This window comes from Clostridium sp. N3C, assembly GCF_900095445.1.
In the GTDB taxonomy this organism is placed as follows: Bacteria; Bacillota; Clostridia; order Clostridiales; family Clostridiaceae; genus Clostridium_AU.
In genome coordinates this window covers 18,495-38,777 of the sequence record NZ_FMJL01000010.1, presented here as the reverse complement: position 1 = coordinate 38,777, position 20,283 = coordinate 18,495, and the positions used below count along the sequence as shown (strand labels likewise).

The following is a 20,283-nucleotide window of genomic DNA, read 5'->3' as shown; positions in this document are numbered from 1 at the left end:
GCTTATACCCCTACCTTACTGCAGATTGTCCCTATTCAATATATAGCAGTAGTAAATCTTAATACTTTCTTAAGATTTACTTTAGGCCATCTTATTGTTCATATTACATAATGTAGTTAGACTAAATGAAAGAGGCAAAAATTAATAAATACTATAATCAACATAAAGTATTGAGAGGAGCAGGAGTATTATGAATGATATTGTGTTAAGAACTCATAACCTGTCCAAAAAGTATGGGAATCAATTTGCAGTAAATAACGTTAATATGACCATAAAAAAGGGACAGATTTATGGATTTATTGGACAGAATGGTGCTGGTAAAACTACACTAATAAGATTGATTACCGGTTTGATTCATAAAACCAGTGGAGAAATTGAACTATTAGGTGCCTCAACAGAAAATGAAATTAATAAGGCTAGAACCATGGTAGGAAGTTTAGTTGAAACTCCAGCTTTTTACGGCAACATGACCGCTAGAGAAAACCTTGAAGTATCAAGACTAGTTCGTAATATTGCGGGAAAAGAATGTATAGATGAGGTATTATCCTTAGTAGGCTTGAAGGATGTGGAAAAGAAAAAGGTTAAGAATTTTTCCCTAGGAATGAAACAACGATTAGGTATAGCTAATGCCCTTTTAGGAAATCCTACATTTTTAATCCTGGACGAACCCATAAACGGACTAGACCCTGTAAGTATAGTTGAAATCAGAGAACTGCTTAAGAAAGTAAATAGGGAAAAAGAAGTTACTATATTAATATCAAGCCATATCTTAGGGGAGCTGTCCGAATTAGCTACCCACTACGGAATAATCAACAATGGTAAACTAATAGAAGAGCTCTCTGCTGAGCAATTAAGAGAAAATTGCAGACAATATGTGCAAATCCAAGCTAATGATGTAAAGAAAGCAGTAGTTCTTCTTGAAAGAGAACTAGCTATTAAAGACTATACCGTTCATTCAGATAATATTATTAAAGTTTTCAGCCACCTAGATAGCGTTGGAAAAATAAACAGCCTTCTAAATTCCAATGGAATAGAAGTAGAAAAGATAGGCATAAAGGGTCAAAAGTTAGAAGACTACTTTATAAATGCTATTGGAGGTGCTAATCATGAGTAGATTAATTAAAGCTGAAATATATACCCTTTTTAAAACTAGAGCCTTTAAAATACTATGCATAATTGCCCTGTTATGCTCTTTAATGTTAATAGGCATTACGAAACTCGTCTCTTCAGAACAGTTTTTAAAAAACAATTTAAAAGGTATGACAGAAGAACAACAAGAGCAGTTTATTGAAGAGCTAAAAAACGCAAGTTCAAACAACTCATCACCAGTGAACTCTTCATCATCTATGGGCTTTACTATAAACGCTTCAGATTTATTCAATCCAACTGCAAGAGAATTATTTAAAGGTACCTTTGGTAACCGAGTAATTGAAATTTTTCTTGCCATATTAATTGGTGTAATGGTAGCAGCAGAATATTCATCAGGAACTATAAAAAACAAATTGGCCTATGGTAAAAGAAGAGAACAATATTATCTAGCAAAAATAATAGCATCTACCGTTGGAATGATCATACTTTTAGCCATTATGGTTTCCATTGCCACCATTGGCTCAACTATATTATTCGGATGGGGTAAAGCCTTTGACCTTCATGAACTAGCTTACATTCTAGGAACTTTTTGCTCTGCTATTATAGTAGGCATGGCAATTATTTCTCTTATGACTCTTATAGCAACCCTAGTAAAGAGTAACGGTGCTACTATAGGTATCGGCATAGTAGTATTTGCCCTGTTACCAAGTATAGTTGCTTTCTTATATGGAAAATATGATTGGTTTGATAAAATATTTGAAACTACACCAGCTTACAATTGGTCAGTAATAACATCATTAGTATCCAGTAATAGTGATATCATTAAATCAGTAGTAATTAGTTTGGTTACCTTAGTGGTAGCCTCTATATTAGGAATAATGGTGTTTAAGAAACAGGATATAAAATAAAGTTCATTAAAGAAAGGAGTGAGCAAAATGCTCTGGTTAATAGTACTTTTAATATTGTGTATAGTGATTTTGCTCACTATCCTTTTTACATATAGAAAGGACATTAAAAATATTTCCGCTCAAATAGAAAAAAGCCAAGGTCAATACGTTAATATAAGAATGAACTCTTTAGACAAAAGCATAGAGGATTTAGTAATAAAAATTAATAAGCTTTATGATTTAAACCAAAAGTCCACTATTAAAATAAAGCATAAAGAAGAAGAACTGAGACGCAGCATAGCCAACATGACTCATGACTTAAGAACTCCCTTAACCTCTATCATGGGTTACCTACAACTTATAAAATCAGAAAATGTCTCAGGGGAAGAAAGAGAAAAATATTTTGATATTATCCAAAGACGTACAGAAACCTTACAAAGCCTAATAGAAAGCTTTTATGAACTGTCAAGACTTAACTCCAATGAATATCAATTTGAATTAATAACTGTAGACTTAAGCAATATTCTATGCGAAACTGTAGCTTTGTTTTATCATGATTTCACAAATAAAAACATTGAACCAATTATTAATATAGAAGAAAATCTTCCAAGTATAATTTCCGATGAAAAAGCTTTAACAAGAATATTTACAAATTTAATTAATAATATGATAAAACACGGACAAGATACGGTTATTATTAATCTAAGGCAGGAAAAAGACCTTATTATAGCGGAATTTATAAACAGCGCACCGGATTTACAAGAAGAGCAAGTTCCTCATATCTTTGATCGCTTCTTTACCGGAGATAGAGCTAGAAGCGATAAAAACACTGGATTAGGCTTATATATAGCAAAGACTTTAGCAGAACAGTTGGGGAATAGAATGGTGGCTCAGTTTAAGGACGGTATGTTGAATATAAGAGTAAGTTTTTCTTTAAATTATAAAATAGAACCTTGATTTTTCAAGGTTCTATTTATAAATTCTCTAATCCTTATATGTTTCTAATTAGACACAAGACCATTCAATATTACTATTCCATCATCATAATTATATCCCTTAACACTAGAAACCTCAAATTTAACTTCATGGTTGCCAGTTAAGTTTTCTGCTATAATCTCACTTTTAGTTACTGATAAAGATAAATAAGTATCAATTTCTTTAACCAATTCATTGTCTACATATACCTTTATCTTGCCACCCTTGGGATCCGTTGTATAGTAAGCTATTAATGTATCTTTGTAACTTTCAAAGACTAGTGTACTTCCAACTGTAGAACTAGAAAATATATCTTTCTCATCAAAGCCATTATTTGATTTTGGAGAAGTATTCAAGTTAAAATTATCGAGTTTATTACATTGATATAAGGTAGTTTCTACATTTTCAATCTTCTTATTTTCACTTAAATTTTTAGATATACACTCTTCAAGGAGTTTAGCATAGTATGAATAACCTTTGTCATTAGGAAGAATCCCATCATCAGTCAAATTTCCATAGCCTTCTTGAGAATTCTTGAAAGCTGTAATAGCATCTGCATATGCAAAACCATAATGGCCACAAAGCTTTTTTATTACTTGTGTATATGTATTATCTTTTCTTATAGAACTTTCTATAATAGGTATTATATCTATATTAGGATTATGCTTTTTTAATTTCCTTATCAAGCTTTCATAAAACATTGCAAATTGATTAGAAGTAATTCTACCATTATCATTTTCACCAAAACATATAATGGCTAAATCCTGTTTTTTGCTTAAATCTGTTCTATTTAGCTCTACCCATCCACGTATTACTGTGGCATTTTCACCATTAAGCATTGTTGTTGTAACAGAACTTTTATACTTTTTATTAATGTTATCAGCAAAAACATTATACCATTTACTACTTTCAGTTGTAGCTCCTCTACTAGCTCCAATACCATCACCTATGATTATTACATTAATATTCTTACCTTCTTTCAATTTTTCATAAACATTGTAATTTTCTATTCTTTCTTTTTCTTTCTCAGCCTTTCTTTCAGCTATATAACTTTCTCTAATAGTAGCTAATTCCTTCTGCCTACGTTTATTAGATATATTACCAAATATAACAAGTACAATAGTTGCTAATATCATTATTATAGATATAATTATACATATTAATTTAGTATTTATATTTTTTCCGCTATTAATTGACACTAAACCACCTCATTTTCTAATATAGATAATAGCATAATATGGCTTATAAATCAATTTATAAATATTTATGTCTATTATAGTTGTATATCAATATAACCCCTTATATGGTATTATATTCATTTAAAAAGGCCCCATATATGAGTTCAAAATCAAACTCTATATATTGAGTCTTTCTAATCCATAGAATATAACGTATCCACAATTTTATATTTCCTGATTTCTTTCAATTCCAAGAATACATATACAAATAAGTCAATACATCCTCCTTATCCGTTACACATAGCTCATCATCGAGACAAAACTTTAAATTGGGGTTTGTATATTTACCATTGTAATAATCCAAGTAAGAGTTAAACATAAAGTGCCAAAAGAGTTTATATATGTGCTCCATTCGGCATTGAGCCTTGCTGTCCTCATCACCGATATTTCTTATTTTTGCATATATGTCATAGCTAAATAAGTAGTTCTTGGGATCCTCCCTACTGAGTAAATCAAAAGATCTCTTTAGGTCGTATTCAATTTCTCTGTAAAGTTCATCCTTCTTATTTTTTCTTTTCTTAAACTTATCCACCAGATCATCATACCTTAAACCTTTATTGGCAAGTTGAAGGAGCTTCAATTCATAGTAATTATAATTTTTATCCTTATCCTCTTCATAGTAATTAGTATCAAACTTATTGCCAAGCTCAAAAAAGCTTCTCATGGCTATAATAAAAAGGAAACCAACCTCAGCTTCGTTAAAATCTCTTAACTTACTGTGGGATGTCCAATTTCTTATTATTTTCATAATGGCACCGTAGGCACTCTTTTGTGCAAAATCTCTGAAGCTATCACAGTATTCATAGAGCTTGCAACCATTACCATTAAGACTACCTTGCTGTAATCTATATTTATATTTTTCAAATTGAGCTTTATTAGGATAATAAACTGTAATAGCTGTTTCCCAATCATGGCTTATTTCCTTTATAACCTGCCTGTATATACTCCTTCTTTCTTCTTCTGTAGCTGGAAAGCTACAAGGAAATAATCTTTGAATATATTGAAGCAGTTCTTGAAAGTACTTTCTTGAATACATGTTTTTCTTTTCATCAGCAGTATAAGAATTTAAATATAACTTATTAAATATGATAAACTTATCTAATTCATCATCATCCATTTCCTTCAATCTATTAATCAGTATTTGACACATTTCAACTATAGAGCTTCTTAGTTCATAGTAAGGATGCTCTATGCTCTTCTTCCATTCAAGAAAGTCCCAATTAAATTTATCATAAACAGACTCTGTAGGTTTTTCAAAAGCTCTTGGCGGATTAAAACCTGCTTCTATAAAAACTGTCTCCATTCGATTATAAGTGTTTCCACTAGGCTTAATAGGATCCTCCGAAATTTTTTTCTCACCTAACAATCTTTCCTTTTCTGTCCTTAATAAATTGATCCATTTCCTAATATCATTTTCTTTCTCTATAACGGAATCTAATTTTTTATATAGCTCCGGATACTGACGTTTTAAATCTACTTTGCAGCTTTCATAATAATCATAATCCTCATCAACCTTATCAATAGCTTCCATAAATTCCTCATAGGTTCTTATTTTTTTATCATATAAATAATAGCTATAGAAGCTTATTATATTATCTATTTCTATAATCTTTGACAGATCCACGTTGCCTGTTAAGAAAACAATTCTTTCCTTTGGAAACCTTAAATCTAACATCAATTTAAGAAATATGAGAAAGCCAGCTTTTCTTTGAATATCATCTGAATCCATATTTAAATACTTATCTGATACTATATCCCTTAAATAATCCTTGTAATCCTTTCCATCTATACTTTCACCTATAGGAAGATTTATATCTAAGAGCACTGTATCAAAACCTTCTGGATTTTCCTCAATGTACTTTAAGGCAGAGTTAAGGTTCTTTTTTATTATTAAGTCGCTGGCTGTAAGGTTATAGTATCGAATCCACTTGTCTTTAAGTTCACTTTCATTGTATCCCTCATTAAAATCTTCAATCCATAAGTATCTCATTGCTGTCACCTTTTTCTATTATTCTTGTGGCCTTTTAAGCAATAGCTTTTGCTGAAAATATATTTTAGTAGCATAACAATTTTCTGCTTCTCCTTCTAAGCCAGACTCCAGACTTGGAATCCTTTCTATCTCCTCATTATAATTTAGCTTTTCTAGCAAGCTTTTCAATGAAGCTAGACCTTGATTGCTCCCTTCCTTAGTTAGCACATTATCATAGTCCACAGGATTACTTATTTTTATGGTAAGATAATCTATGCCTTGAACCTTCTCTGAGTTAAGTTCAATTTTCATAAAACCTGCATTATCCTTCCTGCCATAATTTATAGCATTGTGAAAAAGATCTATCCAAATTTCTACCAATTGGGCATAGGCAGTGCTGTCCTTCTTTACCTTTACCGCCTTCCAATTATCATCAAGGTGTATTTCTATATTAAATATGTTCTGTCTAAACCAGTCTATAAGACTTATGTCCCCTTGCTTTTTTAAAATAAAATATGTATTATAGCTTTCACGAAGTCTTTCCAAATTTTTAAACTTTGATAAATTAGTTTTTGCTTTTTCTGTATTTATACTAGTGTCTACATCTTCCATTAATATTCTAAACATTACTAGATCAAGGCTATCCTTAATAATCTTTTCTATATCAATACCAGTACGAGAATTAGAAAGCAACACATCGCTCATTATTTGCTTTTGAATTTCTTCACTGCTGCCGGAATGCTTTAGTTTTAGCATTAAAACCTCTTGCTTTAGGATATTCTCTGAGTTATATGCCTTAAAGAGTTTATTAGCATCAGCCTTATATTTCTCATCACCAGCTAACTTTTCTGCCACTTCCTTCACCACAGTAGGATAACTGATATGTTTCCAATTATGAGCATGTCTATCTATCATCTCATTTTTAGAATCTATAGCCTCCTGCAAGGCTTGATTTAACTTTTCTAGCATAGCATTCTTTTCTCTCAACTGATATTCTCTCTTTAATATGCTTAGCACGTCCAGGAAATTTACGGTTTCGAAATTATAAGCATAGGCACTTTCTAAATACTTGCAATAGGTTAATCCCTCTGTTAAGTCATATACCTCTCCCATATAACTGCAATGCTTGTAAATATCTCTACTTTGCTCCTCAGTTAACTTGCTTACATTTTCCAGAGAACTGCCAATATCCATAAGATACTTTAGCAGTAAATGATAATGGGCTATCTCATGTTCTTTATTTATTTCTACTGCCCCCGCATAATCCTTAGCTTGTAAAGCTTCTAAATAAGGTACCAAAGACTTATTTTTGCAGTGTTCATAGATATCCTCAAAGTTAAATTCTTCTCCTACATACTTATCCCAAGCATCAAAAATTCCCATAGATTCACATAAGAATAAAAAGGAATCAAAAACAGTAGCAGATCTATTAGGGTCATCCTTAGAGTTAAAGTATAAATAATCTGAAACTAAATTTTTCATTTGATATGCAACTTCTCTTACGTAAGCTAAGCTATGCTTACTCTCATTTTCCTTGAAGCTCTTTGCTATTTTATACATTGCTTCCATAGTAACTTCCATATATTCATCTCCTGTATGGATAAGTTAAAGCTTTTCCTGTTTTCATATATATTATTTTTAGTTTTTTCTCTTCTTTTATTCTGATATGCACCTAAAGGGTTAAAATAGTTATTACCTCTTTATTTAAGGCAATATCTCTAATTAACATATATAGGATTTATAAAGACAGGTACCACTAACTAATAAAATCGCTGGAAATCATTTAAAAAAGCTGGTGGTTCTCTACCACCAGCTTTTTCCTTCAGTAAAGTCCCTTAAAATCTCTTCACTGAAAATCCCTGTCCTCATTAGCAATGCCATATAATTTTTCATTAAGAAATATCTCCTGTTCCTCATCCAAATCTAATACATGATTTTTATATAGAATATTAAGAACTTGCTCCCAGTGGTTAAAGGAACTTACGGTTATGGCCTTTAACACTGTATATCTAAGCCGTTCTATATTGTTATAAAATCGAGGTTGACTCCTATCCTTATAAAATCTAATTGCATATTCCTGTGGTGCAACTGCTCTGCCAACTTCTAAAAGCACATCACCACTACTAGAATTAATACTATCTATAATATTTTGTAAAGGTATGATATCTTGAAACTTGTACTTACTTCCACTTCTAGCCATAATTAAACTCATCTCCAACTCTTAGCTTTAGCAAACCACTTTATTATATACATAGCTTTCCTCTAATGTAACACATGTATTACAACTAATTCAAATCTTTTACTCAGTTTTTTCTCAATATAATTGTCTACTCCTCATAGCAAATAATGGGTGTACTCTTTTCTATGTTTTCAAAAATGGTTTTAGCTAAATTTAAGGATACATTAACGCAGCCATGACTGCCATTGCTCTTATATATATTCCCGCCAAAGGCATGTCTCCAACTAGCATCATGTATTCCAATATTGCCATAAAAGGGCATCCAATAGGTTACCTTTGCTTCATAACCGGGGCCTTTTAAGGTAGTATCCTTTTGCTTATAATTAAGCATATACGTACCAACCACCGTAGCATTTCCCCTATTGGGATTACCTGTTACCACTGGACCTTGAGCTATGATTCTTCCATTCTTATAAAACCATAACCTTTGCCTTGTTATATTAACTTCTACATATGTATCGCCTATGTCATTGGGCCCTTTCCTTGCAGCCCTTTGAAAATAAATTGGCTCCCTTTCAATCACTTCCCCTTGCTGTATACTTTTTAATATAGCCTTGCTTTCATCACCATAATTAATTTTCCAGCCATATATGCCTCCATCAACTTCTACCACCTTGCCTAAAGAAGTTTTAAAACTTCTTTTAGCTCCCATGGTATCGTATTTTTCGCTTAAAAATTTAACATACTTCATAACTTCTATTTCATTTAACTTAACCTTTAAATTTTCATCTATAATAAGCCACTTACTTATAATATCTCCATCCAATACTTCTTTTTCATCACCAAATAGGTAGGTAATTTTTGTTGACACGCACTTGTTTAGTAAAGCTCTAGTTTTGATGACCTTTTCAGAAGTAGAGGTATACTTAGGATTTTCATAACAAAACTTTTCTTCTAAATTTAATATCCTCTCACCATGCTGTAAGCTATATTTTACCGCCTCTATTAATTTATTTTTATTTACCTTATTTCCATAAACTTCTTTCATAATTTCATAGGAGCCCTTTGAATATACAAAACTTGCATTTTGAGGCTCCTGAATACTTTTATTAAAGCAATTTAGACCATTAATTTTGCTTTCTAGTTCCTCTTTATTATAAATAAATCTTCCACATAATATTCTTCCCTCTTGAAAAAGGAACCTACCCATATAAAAGGATTTTTATCTTCATAAATTTTATAAATACTATTATTATCATTATATTGAAAACCTATGCTTTGTCCTATAATTTCTTCTATCTCTCCATTTCTTTCCATTAATTGTAACTTATAACTTTTACTATAATTTTTTATTATTTCCTCTACTTCATCATGGGCTTTAAGTGATACATTTAATCCATTTATACTTGTATTAAAAAAGAAATGATTAGAAAAATAAATGGAAATAAGCATATATAGAAGAGTAATAGAGGTTAATAAAATAATAACCTTTCCTCCACTCCTACTTTTGTAAAGTGCTTTAATGCTCATCATATCACTTATATACCTCATTCATAAAATTAGTACTTATATAAAATATGTTAATTGGCTGCGATACATGCAGTTTTTTACTATTTTTCCTGATTAGAGTAAATAAAAAGGGTTGTCCCATTAAAGATTTTTAAAATCTAATGTAACAACACCTCTATATATAATATTCAGAAACCGCTGATAATCATAGCATTAATCCTTTAGTTCACATTTGCCTGTTGATAAAATCTCATTAAAACGTTCTAAAGGTAATGGTTTGCTAAAGATATAACCTTGTCCGGTATGGCAAGAAAACTCCTTTAAGCACTCTAATTGCTCCCTGTCTTCAATGCCTTCAGCAACTATTTTTAGCTTTAGATCTCTAGCCATATTAATTATAGACTTTGTTATGACTTTACTAGTCTCATCAATCATAATACGCTTTATAAATGATGCATCTAACTTTAAAATATCAATATTAAAGGAATTTAGATAAGCTAAAGATGAAAAACCTGTTCCAAAATCGTCAAGGGCTATTTGCACACCAAACTCCTGCAAAGCTTTAATATCTGCAATAGCCTTGTCCATTTTATCCATGAAGATACTTTCTGTAATTTCTACAATTAAAAAATGGGGGTTTAACTCATATTTATTTATGGTATTTATTATATTTTCTACAAAGTCTTTTTCAAAAAACTGAACACTTGAAAAATTAATAGAAACTTTTATAGGTGGGAAGCCCTCTGAAAGCCACTGTTTATAATTACGACAAACTTCTTCAAGCATCCACTTACCAATTTGAATAATTATGCCCGTTTCCTCTGCAATGGGGATAAATTCATTGGGAGGTATTAACCCCCAATCCGGATGCTGCCATCTAACTAATGCTTCTGCAGCCAATATAGTTCCATTGCTGAGCTGCACAATTGGTTGATAGTAGGTTCTAAGTTGCCCCCTGCTTACAGCGTGATGCAAATCATTTATTATAAGAAGTTCCTTATAGGCTTGAACATCTAAGCCAGCAAAATAAAACTTGTAATTATTTCTGCCTTCCTTTTTAGACCTTAATAAAGCAATCTTGGTATTTTTCTTTAATGTATTCACATCCTGAGCATCATCAGGATAGATTGATATACCTATATTAGCTGATATCTCAAATTCATATTCCTCCACTGAAAAAGGCTTACTAAGGAGCTTTACTATCTCCGCTGCCTTAATCTCAAAATCATTGTAACATTCAATTTTATCTAATATAATAGTAAACTGTTCATCGGAGTAACGACTTAAAAAGGCGTCTTCCTTCAAATAAGTCTTCAATCTTTCTACTATCTCTATTATTATTTTATTACCAACCTCATAGCCTAATGAATAATCTATATCCTTTAATCCAGTGATTTCTAGATTCATCAAGGCAAACTTTTTCCTAGACTTTTCTGCATCCTGGCATTTCTTCTCCAATACTCTTTTATAATGGACGTTATTAGGAAGTCCTGTTAAATCATCATAATTTGATAAATAATACAGCTCCTTCTCCATAGTTATTCTATTTGTTATATCTCTAAAGCTTATTATAATACCGTCAATGGATGGTTCCTCAATTAAATTTCTCAGACTAGCTTCCAAATACATCTTTTTACTATAATCATTTTTAAAAATAATGGTCTCTTTATATTCCTGCCCTGGATTTTTTAAAGCCATTTTTACTAATTTTTTTAACTTTTCTCTTTCCTCTCCCTTATAGAAATCATATAATTTTTTTCCTATACGCTCTTGCCTTTTATGTCCTAGAACCCTTTCTACTGCAGAACTTATGAATTTAATAGTACTATCAGGCTCTATAATTTCAAAAACATCATTAGATCGTGCCACTAATACTTCATACAAGCGATGGATCCTCTCTATTTCTTCTTGCTTTTTCTTAACGGCATCATGGAGCTCCTTTGCCTCTGTAATATCTTGAATTGTGCCAATAATAGCTGTAATCTGATGTTCACTATCAAATACAGGCTCTCCTCTAGAAATAACATATTTTACTGTTCCATTAGGTTGTACTATACGGTATTCTGAATAGGAAGGTTTTCCTTGCACATATTCATTCATTATTTCTAAGAACTTACCTCGATCCTCAGGATGAATATATGAAAGAATACCTTGAAAGCTATGATTAAATTTCATTACCTCAACATTGAATATACGAAATATCTCTTCAGAGCCATAAAATCTATCCTCTTTAACGCTATACTTCCAGCTTCCTACTCCTGCTACCCTTTGTGCCTGAGCCAATCCATCACCAATAGCCTTAAGATTTTTTTCGATTATTCTGTACTTTGAAATATCCTGGAATACTCCTATGGCTACTTTGGGTTCATTTTTATCATTTAATATAACCTTTGATTTCGCACTTATATATTTCACCATGCCCTCAGAAGTTATAATTCTAAAATCTATATCATATTCCTGCCCATTTAAAGTCAACTGACTAGATTGCTGAACTATATCTAGATCTTCCGGATGAACGTACTTATACATATTTTCAATATCATTATTTAAGTCCTCAGACTTACAGCATAATATACGTTCTACTCCTTCCGTTCTGAGAATTCCACCCTTCTCAAAACTGTATATCAAAAAACCAAATTGAACAAGGTCCTGACTATATTCATTAATCCTTTTCATTTGATAAAAATAATCTAGTATTTTCCCTTTATAAGAACTTATATCCTCTAAATCCTTCAGCTTTTCCAAAAACCCTTCTTCTAATATATCCATATTTACAGCTCCTTTAGTAGCTATTCTTTAAACACGCTCCATTGATTTATAAAAATCATGGTAAATATCTACACCGCAATATAAACTGCTATTTTTATTTATAATATAAATATTGTACTATATTTCGACAATTTGCGTCAATTGCCTTGTATCACTTATCGTTTATTATTATTTAGTTATTAAACATTAAATAATAAAGCTACACTACTTCTACTATTTACCAAGGCCTGCCTATTTGACATGTTATAAAAAATTGCATAAAATTAGACTGAATGTACTAAACTTAGTGATTTGCTAGATAAAGGTATAAATAATTTTGGAGTGATATCATATGATGAATAAAACAAAAAAAGCTATATTTGATGCTGCTATAAGGATATTCTCAACCAACGGCTATGATGGAGCTACTATGGATGACATGGCTCAAGCAGCAGGAGTTGCTAAGGGTACCTTATACTACTATTTCAAAAGCAAAGAAGAAATATTTAAATACATTATTACAGAAGGTGTTGAAGTTATTAAAGAACAGATCTTCCAAGCTGTAGAAAAGGAAGAATCTCCTTTATCTAAGTTAAAAGCCCTTTGTACTCTTCAACTTAATTTAGTTTATGAAAAAAAGGAGCTTTTCAAAGTTATAATGAGCCAGCTTTGGGGGCAGGAAGTAAGACAGTTAGAGCTTAGAAAAGTCGTTGGAAATTATATAAATAGTATAGAAAAATATATAAAAGAGGCTATGGATGAAGGGATAATAAAAAAAGGTGAACCTTATTTTATGGCATATATATTCTTTGGTCTTTTATGTTCCACAATTGTATACGAGCTAATAAATAAAGAAAAATGTAATATAGATGAGCTCTCTGAAAACTTATTAATGTATATTTTACACGGAATACAGGCTTAGTATTAAAAACGGGTTTAAAAAACCCGTTTTTTTTATTTAAACGCATTTATATGTCATGTAATCGTAGCCATCAACATAATTCTTTAAATTATATTGACTTTGCAAAATCCATCTTGATTTATTTATCAAAAAGTAATATAAAATATATATACTGACCAGTCAGTATTAATACCTAAAAAAGGAGGTTGAGGTATGAGTTTATTTCAAATTACAAAAGACGAATTTAAATCTTTAGGAAAAAATAAGATCAAAATAATCGCCCTATTTGCAGTGATAGCTATTCCCCTACTTTATAGCTTCCTATATCTAAAAGCCTATTGGGACCCATACGGCGATCTTAAAAATTATCCTATTGCCGTGGTCAACAATGATAAAGGAGCTTTAATGAATGATGAAAATGTAAATTATGGTGAAGATCTTATTGATAACCTTAAAGACAATAGGGATGTAGGCTTTGAGTTTGTTGACATCTCTACCGCCGAGCAAGGCATTAAGGATGATAAATATTTTGCAACAATTGAAATTCCGGAGGATTTTTCACAAAATATAGTTGATGCTAAAAATGGAACAGTAATAAATCCTAAATTAAACTATATATCAAACAACAAGAAGAATTATATCGGAACAAAAATTTCTGATAGCATTAAAAACGAAATACTAAAAGAAATAAATAAAAGTATTTCTAAAAACTATGGAAAGGTGGCCTTCGAAACAATTTATGAGTTAAAAGATGGCCTACAGGATGCTTCTGATGGAGTTTCAGAGCTTGCGGATGGTGAAAGCAAGCTATATGATGGTGGAAAGGAACTATCAGATGGTTTAAGCAAGTTAAATGATCAAGTTCCTGTACTTCAAGATGGAGTTGAGAGCCTTGCAGATGGTGCAAACAAGCTATATGATGGCGGAAAAGAGTTATCAGATGGTTTAAATAAACTAAATGATCAGGTTCCAGTACTTCAGGACGGAGTTAAAAGCCTTGCAGATGGTTCTGATAAGCTTAATGAAGGTCTATCAGCCCTTAATTCTAAAATGCCTCTTTTATCTAATTCAACTAATCAACTTTCAGATGGAGCCAAAGCTTTAAAGGATGGAGTAGCTGCTGCTAAAGTAGGGGCAGATAAAATTACTACCAACTCTCAAGCATTAAAAGATGGTGCTAGCAATGTAAACAGTGTTTATGAAAATCAGGTAATTCCTGGTTACAAAAGTCTAGCCAACGGTCTAAAAGATGGGGCTGACCAATTAAAATTAGGATCTTCACAGGTTAGAGATGGTGTAAATTCACTAATTAACGCTACAGCACAAAATCAAGCAACTCTAACACAAGCCTTAACTTCCGTAGAAGCTAGTCTAACAGCTTATCTAGCACAACATCCAGCGGAAGCCGCTGACCAAAACATGCAAGTACTTTTATCAACTATGCAAGGAATAAAAAATCAACTTGCTGCAAGCCAAAATAACAGTGAATCTATTATAAAGCTTCAAAATGGACTAAATAGCTTAGCGGCAGGCACTGAAAATCTTTCTAATCAGCTTGATTTAAATAATAGCGAATCTGCAGTATATACTTTTTATGCAGGACTTAACAACTTTAATAAGCAAGCACTTAAGCCATTTACTGAAGGGGTTAATAGCTATGTAGATGGTACAAATCAGTTAGCCGCTGGAGTAAGCGAACTAAATGCAGGAGCCTCAAAGTTGTATGATGGAATGAGCACTTTAAAGTCCAGTATGCCTACCCTTGCAGAAGCTACTTCTAAGTTATACGATGGTTCAAGCGCCCTAAAAAATGGCACAAATGAACTTAACTCTAAGGTACCGGTACTTGCTTCTGGTGTTAGCAAACTATCTGATGGTTCAAACAAGCTAACTAGTGGATTATCTTCATTGAAAAATGGTACAAATCAGCTTAACGCTAAGGTACCAGCACTTGCTTCTGGTGTTAGCAAGCTATCTGATGGTTCAAATAAGCTAACTGATGGATTATCTTCATTGAAAGATGGTACTTCGCAATTACAAGATGGCTTAAATGATGGAATAAAGAAAATAGATGACAACATAAAATCTACTAGTGAAGATCTTGGAGAATTTATAGGAGAACCAGTAAAAGTATCAGAAGAAACTCTAGGATCCGCAAATAACTATGGTTCAGGCCTTACACCATATTTCCTTCCAATATCTTTATGGCTAGGCGCAGTATTTATGCTATTTGCTATAAAAATAAATAATAAGAAATATGAAGAATTAGGTCAGATCAAACTTACTATAGGAAAGTTTATTCCTTACTCATTGATTGGTATAGTTCAGGCCCTTTTACTTGGAGGAATTGTTTTACTTCTTGGAATTGAGCCAACAAATCTTCCACTGTTATTTGCCTTCTTGATACTGATGGCTCTATCCTTTGACGCTATAATATACACACTATTTAATCTCTTGGGCTTAGCTGGTGAAGCTATTGCAGTAGTTCTATTAGTTCTTCAGCTTTGCTCTGATGCTGGTACCTTCCCAATGGAAGTACTGCCAAACTTCTTCAAAGGAATAAGCACTTTCCTACCATTTACTTATTCAGTAAGTGCTATAAGAGAGCTTTTATTCTCAGTTAATATGAATAATAGTTTACTTATAAAAGATGCCATAATTGTAGCTGCCTTCGGTCTAATATTCATGATAATTAACATGATTTTCATAAGAAAAGGCGAAGTTATCAATGAAGCTATAGAAGAAGGTTTAGCAGCATAAAAGTAAAAGCTGTAACACTCTTTATTTAGTGCTACAGCTCTAAAGGACACATCTCAAAAAAAGATGTGTCTTTTTTATTATCCCTGTAAATTGGACATAGATCCCTTTCCACGAATATTTTTTACAGCTAAAAGTCCTGCTCCCATAGCTAATACCATAAAGGTAATAATTATTACCCAATATAGCACTCCAATGCCATAATCACTAATAGATAACCAACCAAGTTTTTTATAATCTAAAAAGAAATATGGAACGATTCTATTGTCACCATAAGTTACCCCATTAAAGGATAAAATCAAAGTGACAATGCAATAAATAAGAGGTAATATAGTTCCAAACAAAATGTGCTTTTTTGTACTTAGATAACCATAATCACACATAATAAAATCAGCAATTGCAAAAATAGGAGTTAAATTGTGCAAACAAATATTAGTTACAGAAAGAATGTAGCTCATTTCTTGCTGCGGTGTAAGTAAAACTGCAAATACAATAAAGGTAAGCATAATTGCTACAGTAAACATAAACTTAATAATATAAAGTCTATTACTTATTTGCCTCTTTCCCTTTGTTTTTAAATCAATAATTAAAAATACAAGACAAATAGCTGCAATCCATATATTGCTCTGTGTTGTAAAATACAACAAAGTGCTATTAGGACCAATAAATACGCTTTGCCATTCAACTACTTGAAAGATTAACCCTAAAGAACAAGAAAGTATTGTGGCTATTTTTAGTATTAGTCCTATTGTATAGTTTTTCTTAGATAAAATAGTTTCACTCAAAGTATTCCCCCCTATAATAAATTATGAAATTTAATAATCACTTCTTTATTATAGTATTATTTTTTCATAATTTGAACAATATGGTTTGATTTTTTTCTCTTCAATAAAAAACACTAATGAACTGAAATATAAATATAAATGATTATTTGTTGTTGTTTCGAAAGCACTAAAGCTATATTTTTTACAATGCTTCTAAAAGCATGCCTACCTTCCTCATAATCTTTAGAAGCTTGCATCTTTACTATACTTTGCTTTTCTTCGCACAAAAAATACCTCCAGGTAGACAATCTATTTTTAATTAACTAGACTGTCTACTTTGGAAGTATCATATCAAAAATTAATGATTTAAATTGATTTGCATTTCTTTATTTCATTATTAATAATTCTTATTAGCGTATCCTACCCAGCCGCCTTCTTTAATCAAAGTCTTGTCAAATTCTCCTATTTTAAAATCTATGATGTCAGATTTATCTTCTGATTTTACAAGTATTTTGTTATTGTGCACATCGATTTCTATTGTTGTGTCTTTATCTGCATAATTATCAAAAAGATAATCAATTTTATCCTTTGGTAATTCTATTGCGAACATACCGCAGTTGTACATATTCTGTCTAAATATTCTTGCAAAGTTTTCAGCTATAACTACATTGATTCCATTAACTTCTAAAGCCCATGGAGCATGTTCTCTAGAAGATCCACAGCCAAAGTTTGCTCTTGTTACAATTACAGTCTTGTCCTTAACATCTTCCTTTGGATTAAAGCCTTGAAGTATTAAATCCTCTAATAGATAAGGCTTTAATGCCTCTTTAGTAATCTCTGTAAGATACTTTGCTGGAATAATTTCATCTGTATTAATATCACTTCTATCTAAAAATAAAACTTTTCCACTAAAATTCTTCATTTTTCCCTCCACTAGCTAAGCTTGATAAATTTCAGAATTTGTTATTTTTCCTTCAATAGCTGTAGCTGCAGCAGTTGCAGGACTCATGAGATGGACCATGCCACCCTTTCCCATTCTACCGTTAAAATTACGATTTGTAGTTGAAGCACAAACTTCACCTTCAGCAAGTACACCATTACTCATACCAAGACAAGCTCCGCAGGTTGGGTTTGTAACACAGAATCCCGCTTCTTGGAATATTTCAATAAGCCCTTCCTTTAATGCTTGTGAATATACCCCTGGAGTTGCTGGACTTACAATGGCTCTTACATTATCACTTATCTTTTTCCCCTTAAGTATACTTGCTGCAACTCTTAAATCTTCAATACGTCCATTAGTACAGCTTCCTATATAAACTTGGTCAACCTTTGTACCTTCCATTTCTCTTACTGTTTTTACTTGATCTGGCTTGTAGCCAAAGGTAACCATAGGTTCTAATTCTGAAACATCATACTCATATACCTTTTCATAAACTGCATCTTCGTCAGATATCCATTTTGAGTATTCCTTTAAGGCGTCTTCCTTAGTTGCAAATTCATCCTTAATAAATGGCCATAAGTACTCTACTGTGGTCATATCTGGATAACATACTCCACAGGTACCACCGGCTTCTATAGCCATGTTACACAAGGTCATACGCCCTTCCATAGACATCTTATCAATTACAGGTCCAGTAAACTCTATAATCTTATTGGTTGCACCATTTACAGTAAGTTCTCTAATTATGAAAAGTATAAGATCCTTAGCATAGACACCTGGTTTCAATTTTCCCTTAAGAACAATCTTAATTGTCTTTGGTGTACGGAAAGCACATACTCCCTTTAATATACCAACTTCTAGGTCAGTGGTTCCTACGCCGGCAGCAAAGGCTCCAAAGGCTCCATGAGTACAAGTATGTGAGTCACCCATGATAACTGTGTAACCAGGTCTTACAAAGCCTTTTTCTGGGAAGATAGCATGACATACCCCATTTCTTCCTATATCAAAGAAGTCTTTTATTCCATGTCTTCTTGCCCAATCTCTAAGTATTTTCCCTTGCTCAGCGGTTTTTGAATCCTTTGCTGGCGTTACATGGTCTATAACCGCCTTAATTTTTGTAGGATCAAAAACTCTGTCCATGCCTCTTGCCATAAGATCTGTAATTGCAATTGGTGTTGTAATTTCATGACAAAAGACTCTATCCAATTTTAAAACATGTGTGTCAGGGAAAGGACTATCTACCCTATGTTCATCAAATATTTTTTCAACTAATGTTCTCCCCATATTAAGCCCCCTCTTTTATACTTAATATTTTTTAATTTGTCACTTTAACAAGAAAATTCTGGACAAATTTATATCTTTTATAAAATTATATAACTAAAGCTAGAAATTTAAAAGGTATTTTCCTATTCTTTTATGAAATTTGTAAAAAATATAAACATATGAATTAAAGCATCAATAATTAAATTTGAAATTTATTGCAATATATCCACTTTATTATACAGCATATAAATGTAAAACTGCAAAAAAGACTTTAATTTAATTATCTCCAAATATTATGTATTATTCAGCTGATTAAGGAAAAAATACACATAAATAGATTAATGTTATCACAGTAAAAACAACATATAACTTTATTTGGTAAAACTAGGAGGATGTTATGAAAATATTATCATCTATAATACAATTATTTATTATTTCTATATTATCAACTTCCTTTATTACAACCTTAAACAACAAGTCAACTTTTGTGCCTGCAATAGAAATAAGAGACCCTCATTTAGATGAGGCTGCTGATACAATACGCAAATTTTCCAAAAGAGTAAACGCAAAGGATTATGAGGCTGCTTTAGAACTATTAGATGGAACCATAGCCGCCTCTTATTCAATAGGTAATAGAGCGCCCCTTAAAAACATTGAAAATATGACCATATATATTTTAGCGGATATGACCTCAACCCTACGACCAGACAGCAAAATAGACCTAGAAAATCTTTATGCCTATAAGGTTTATTACACTGAAATAAATTATAAGACAAATAACTTAAATCCTTCATATCTGAAAAACGGCGTTTATAACCAAAAAATTCTTGTTATAAAAGAACATAAGGATTCTCCTTGGAAAATAGCAGAAATCTCTTCAGCTCCAAAACACGAATTCCCGTAATTAATAATTACGGGAATTCAAAATGTAAAATTTCAAGCCAAGCTAATGACTTACTTACACGCTACAATGATATCTCATTTTCTATTGCTATCTATCATATATTTTAAATTGGTATATGTACCTTAAAATAGATTACTTATTTACATTCTCATAGATTCCT

17 protein-coding genes are annotated in these 20,283 nt (G+C 31.7%); 6 read left to right on the top strand and 11 right to left on the bottom strand.

The window, feature by feature from the left end; translation table 11 throughout:
- The first annotated feature begins 190 nt into the window (after positions 1 to 190).
- Genes N3C_RS04970 through N3C_RS04960 form a run of 3 tightly spaced genes read left to right on the top strand, consistent with a single transcriptional unit; the run spans position 191 to position 2,933 of the window.
- On the top strand, positions 191 to 1,114 hold the full coding sequence (locus N3C_RS04970; RefSeq protein ID WP_074364959.1) for an ABC transporter ATP-binding protein: 924 nt from the start codon (positions 191 to 193) through the stop codon (positions 1,112 to 1,114).
- Positions 1,107 to 1,997 carry an ABC transporter permease subunit gene (locus N3C_RS04965; protein ID WP_074364958.1) on the top strand — a complete coding sequence of 297 codons (891 nt, stop codon included), beginning with the start codon at positions 1,107 to 1,109 and terminating at the stop codon, positions 1,995 to 1,997. The genes N3C_RS04970 and N3C_RS04965 overlap by 8 nt, the downstream gene beginning before the upstream one ends.
- 27 nt (positions 1,998 to 2,024) lie before the next feature.
- Positions 2,025 to 2,933, top strand: a complete 909-nt coding sequence (locus tag N3C_RS04960) for a sensor histidine kinase (protein WP_074364957.1) — start codon at positions 2,025 to 2,027, stop codon at positions 2,931 to 2,933.
- Between the two features lie 44 nt (positions 2,934 to 2,977).
- On the opposite strand, the gene N3C_RS04955 is transcribed toward N3C_RS04960, so the two are convergent.
- From N3C_RS04955 to N3C_RS04930, 7 genes are all read right to left on the bottom strand, one after another.
- A complete protein-coding gene (locus N3C_RS04955) occupies positions 2,978 to 4,150 on the bottom strand; it encodes an SGNH/GDSL hydrolase family protein (RefSeq protein ID WP_074364956.1) in 1,173 nt (390 codons plus the stop codon).
- 223 nt (positions 4,151 to 4,373) lie between these two features.
- The gene (locus N3C_RS04950) at positions 4,374 to 6,179 is read right to left on the bottom strand and encodes a hypothetical protein (protein WP_074364955.1); all 1,806 of its coding nucleotides are present in this window, start codon (positions 6,177 to 6,179) and stop codon (positions 4,374 to 4,376) included.
- Between the two features lie 18 nt (positions 6,180 to 6,197).
- Entirely contained in the window at positions 6,198 to 7,739 is a 1,542-nt protein-coding gene (locus N3C_RS04945) for a hypothetical protein (RefSeq protein WP_074364954.1), read from the bottom strand.
- Between the two features lie 265 nt (positions 7,740 to 8,004).
- Positions 8,005 to 8,358 carry a hypothetical protein gene (locus N3C_RS04940; protein WP_074364953.1) on the bottom strand — a complete coding sequence of 118 codons (354 nt, stop codon included), beginning with the start codon at positions 8,356 to 8,358 and terminating at the stop codon, positions 8,005 to 8,007.
- Between the two features lie 127 nt (positions 8,359 to 8,485).
- Positions 8,486 to 9,547, bottom strand: coding sequence for a L,D-transpeptidase family protein (locus N3C_RS04935; RefSeq protein WP_242944043.1), 1,062 nt, complete (start codon positions 9,545 to 9,547; stop codon positions 8,486 to 8,488).
- Positions 9,478 to 9,867, bottom strand: a complete 390-nt coding sequence (locus N3C_RS15260) for a hypothetical protein (RefSeq protein ID WP_242944042.1) — start codon at positions 9,865 to 9,867, stop codon at positions 9,478 to 9,480. Before N3C_RS15260 ends, N3C_RS04935 begins: the two co-directional genes overlap by 70 nt.
- 192 nt (positions 9,868 to 10,059) lie before the next feature.
- Positions 10,060 to 12,615, bottom strand: coding sequence for an EAL domain-containing protein (locus tag N3C_RS04930; protein ID WP_083604424.1), 2,556 nt, complete (start codon positions 12,613 to 12,615; stop codon positions 10,060 to 10,062).
- Between the two features lie 334 nt (positions 12,616 to 12,949).
- On the opposite strand from N3C_RS04930, the gene N3C_RS04920 reads away from it, so the two are divergent.
- Together N3C_RS04920 and N3C_RS04915 are read left to right on the top strand one after the other, a co-directional pair.
- A complete protein-coding gene (locus tag N3C_RS04920) occupies positions 12,950 to 13,516 on the top strand; it encodes a TetR/AcrR family transcriptional regulator (protein WP_074364972.1) in 567 nt (188 codons plus the stop codon).
- A 192-nt stretch (positions 13,517 to 13,708) separates the two neighbouring features.
- On the top strand, positions 13,709 to 16,255 hold the full coding sequence (locus tag N3C_RS04915) for a YhgE/Pip domain-containing protein (RefSeq protein ID WP_074364952.1): 2,547 nt from the start codon (positions 13,709 to 13,711) through the stop codon (positions 16,253 to 16,255).
- 77 nt (positions 16,256 to 16,332) lie between these two features.
- Here the strand turns inward: N3C_RS04915 and N3C_RS04910 are convergent, their stop codons facing one another.
- From N3C_RS04910 to N3C_RS04900, 4 genes are all read right to left on the bottom strand, one after another.
- The gene (locus tag N3C_RS04910) at positions 16,333 to 17,037 is read right to left on the bottom strand and encodes a Pr6Pr family membrane protein (RefSeq protein ID WP_074364951.1); all 705 of its coding nucleotides are present in this window, start codon (positions 17,035 to 17,037) and stop codon (positions 16,333 to 16,335) included.
- Between the two features lie 113 nt (positions 17,038 to 17,150).
- Complete coding sequence (locus tag N3C_RS14970) at positions 17,151 to 17,303, bottom strand: hypothetical protein (protein ID WP_178377765.1); 153 nt, start codon at positions 17,301 to 17,303, stop codon at positions 17,151 to 17,153.
- 110 nt (positions 17,304 to 17,413) lie between these two features.
- Complete coding sequence (locus tag N3C_RS04905; RefSeq protein ID WP_074364950.1) at positions 17,414 to 17,938, bottom strand: 3-isopropylmalate dehydratase small subunit; 525 nt, start codon at positions 17,936 to 17,938, stop codon at positions 17,414 to 17,416.
- 15 nt (positions 17,939 to 17,953) lie between these two features.
- Positions 17,954 to 19,240: a 3-isopropylmalate dehydratase large subunit gene (locus N3C_RS04900; protein ID WP_074364949.1), complete on the bottom strand. Its 1,287-nt coding sequence runs from the start codon at positions 19,238 to 19,240 to the stop codon at positions 17,954 to 17,956.
- Between the two features lie 376 nt (positions 19,241 to 19,616).
- On the opposite strand from N3C_RS04900, the gene N3C_RS04895 reads away from it, so the two are divergent.
- The gene (locus N3C_RS04895; protein WP_074364948.1) at positions 19,617 to 20,123 is read left to right on the top strand and encodes a DUF4829 domain-containing protein; all 507 of its coding nucleotides are present in this window, start codon (positions 19,617 to 19,619) and stop codon (positions 20,121 to 20,123) included.
- The last annotated feature ends 160 nt before the right edge of the window (positions 20,124 to 20,283 follow it).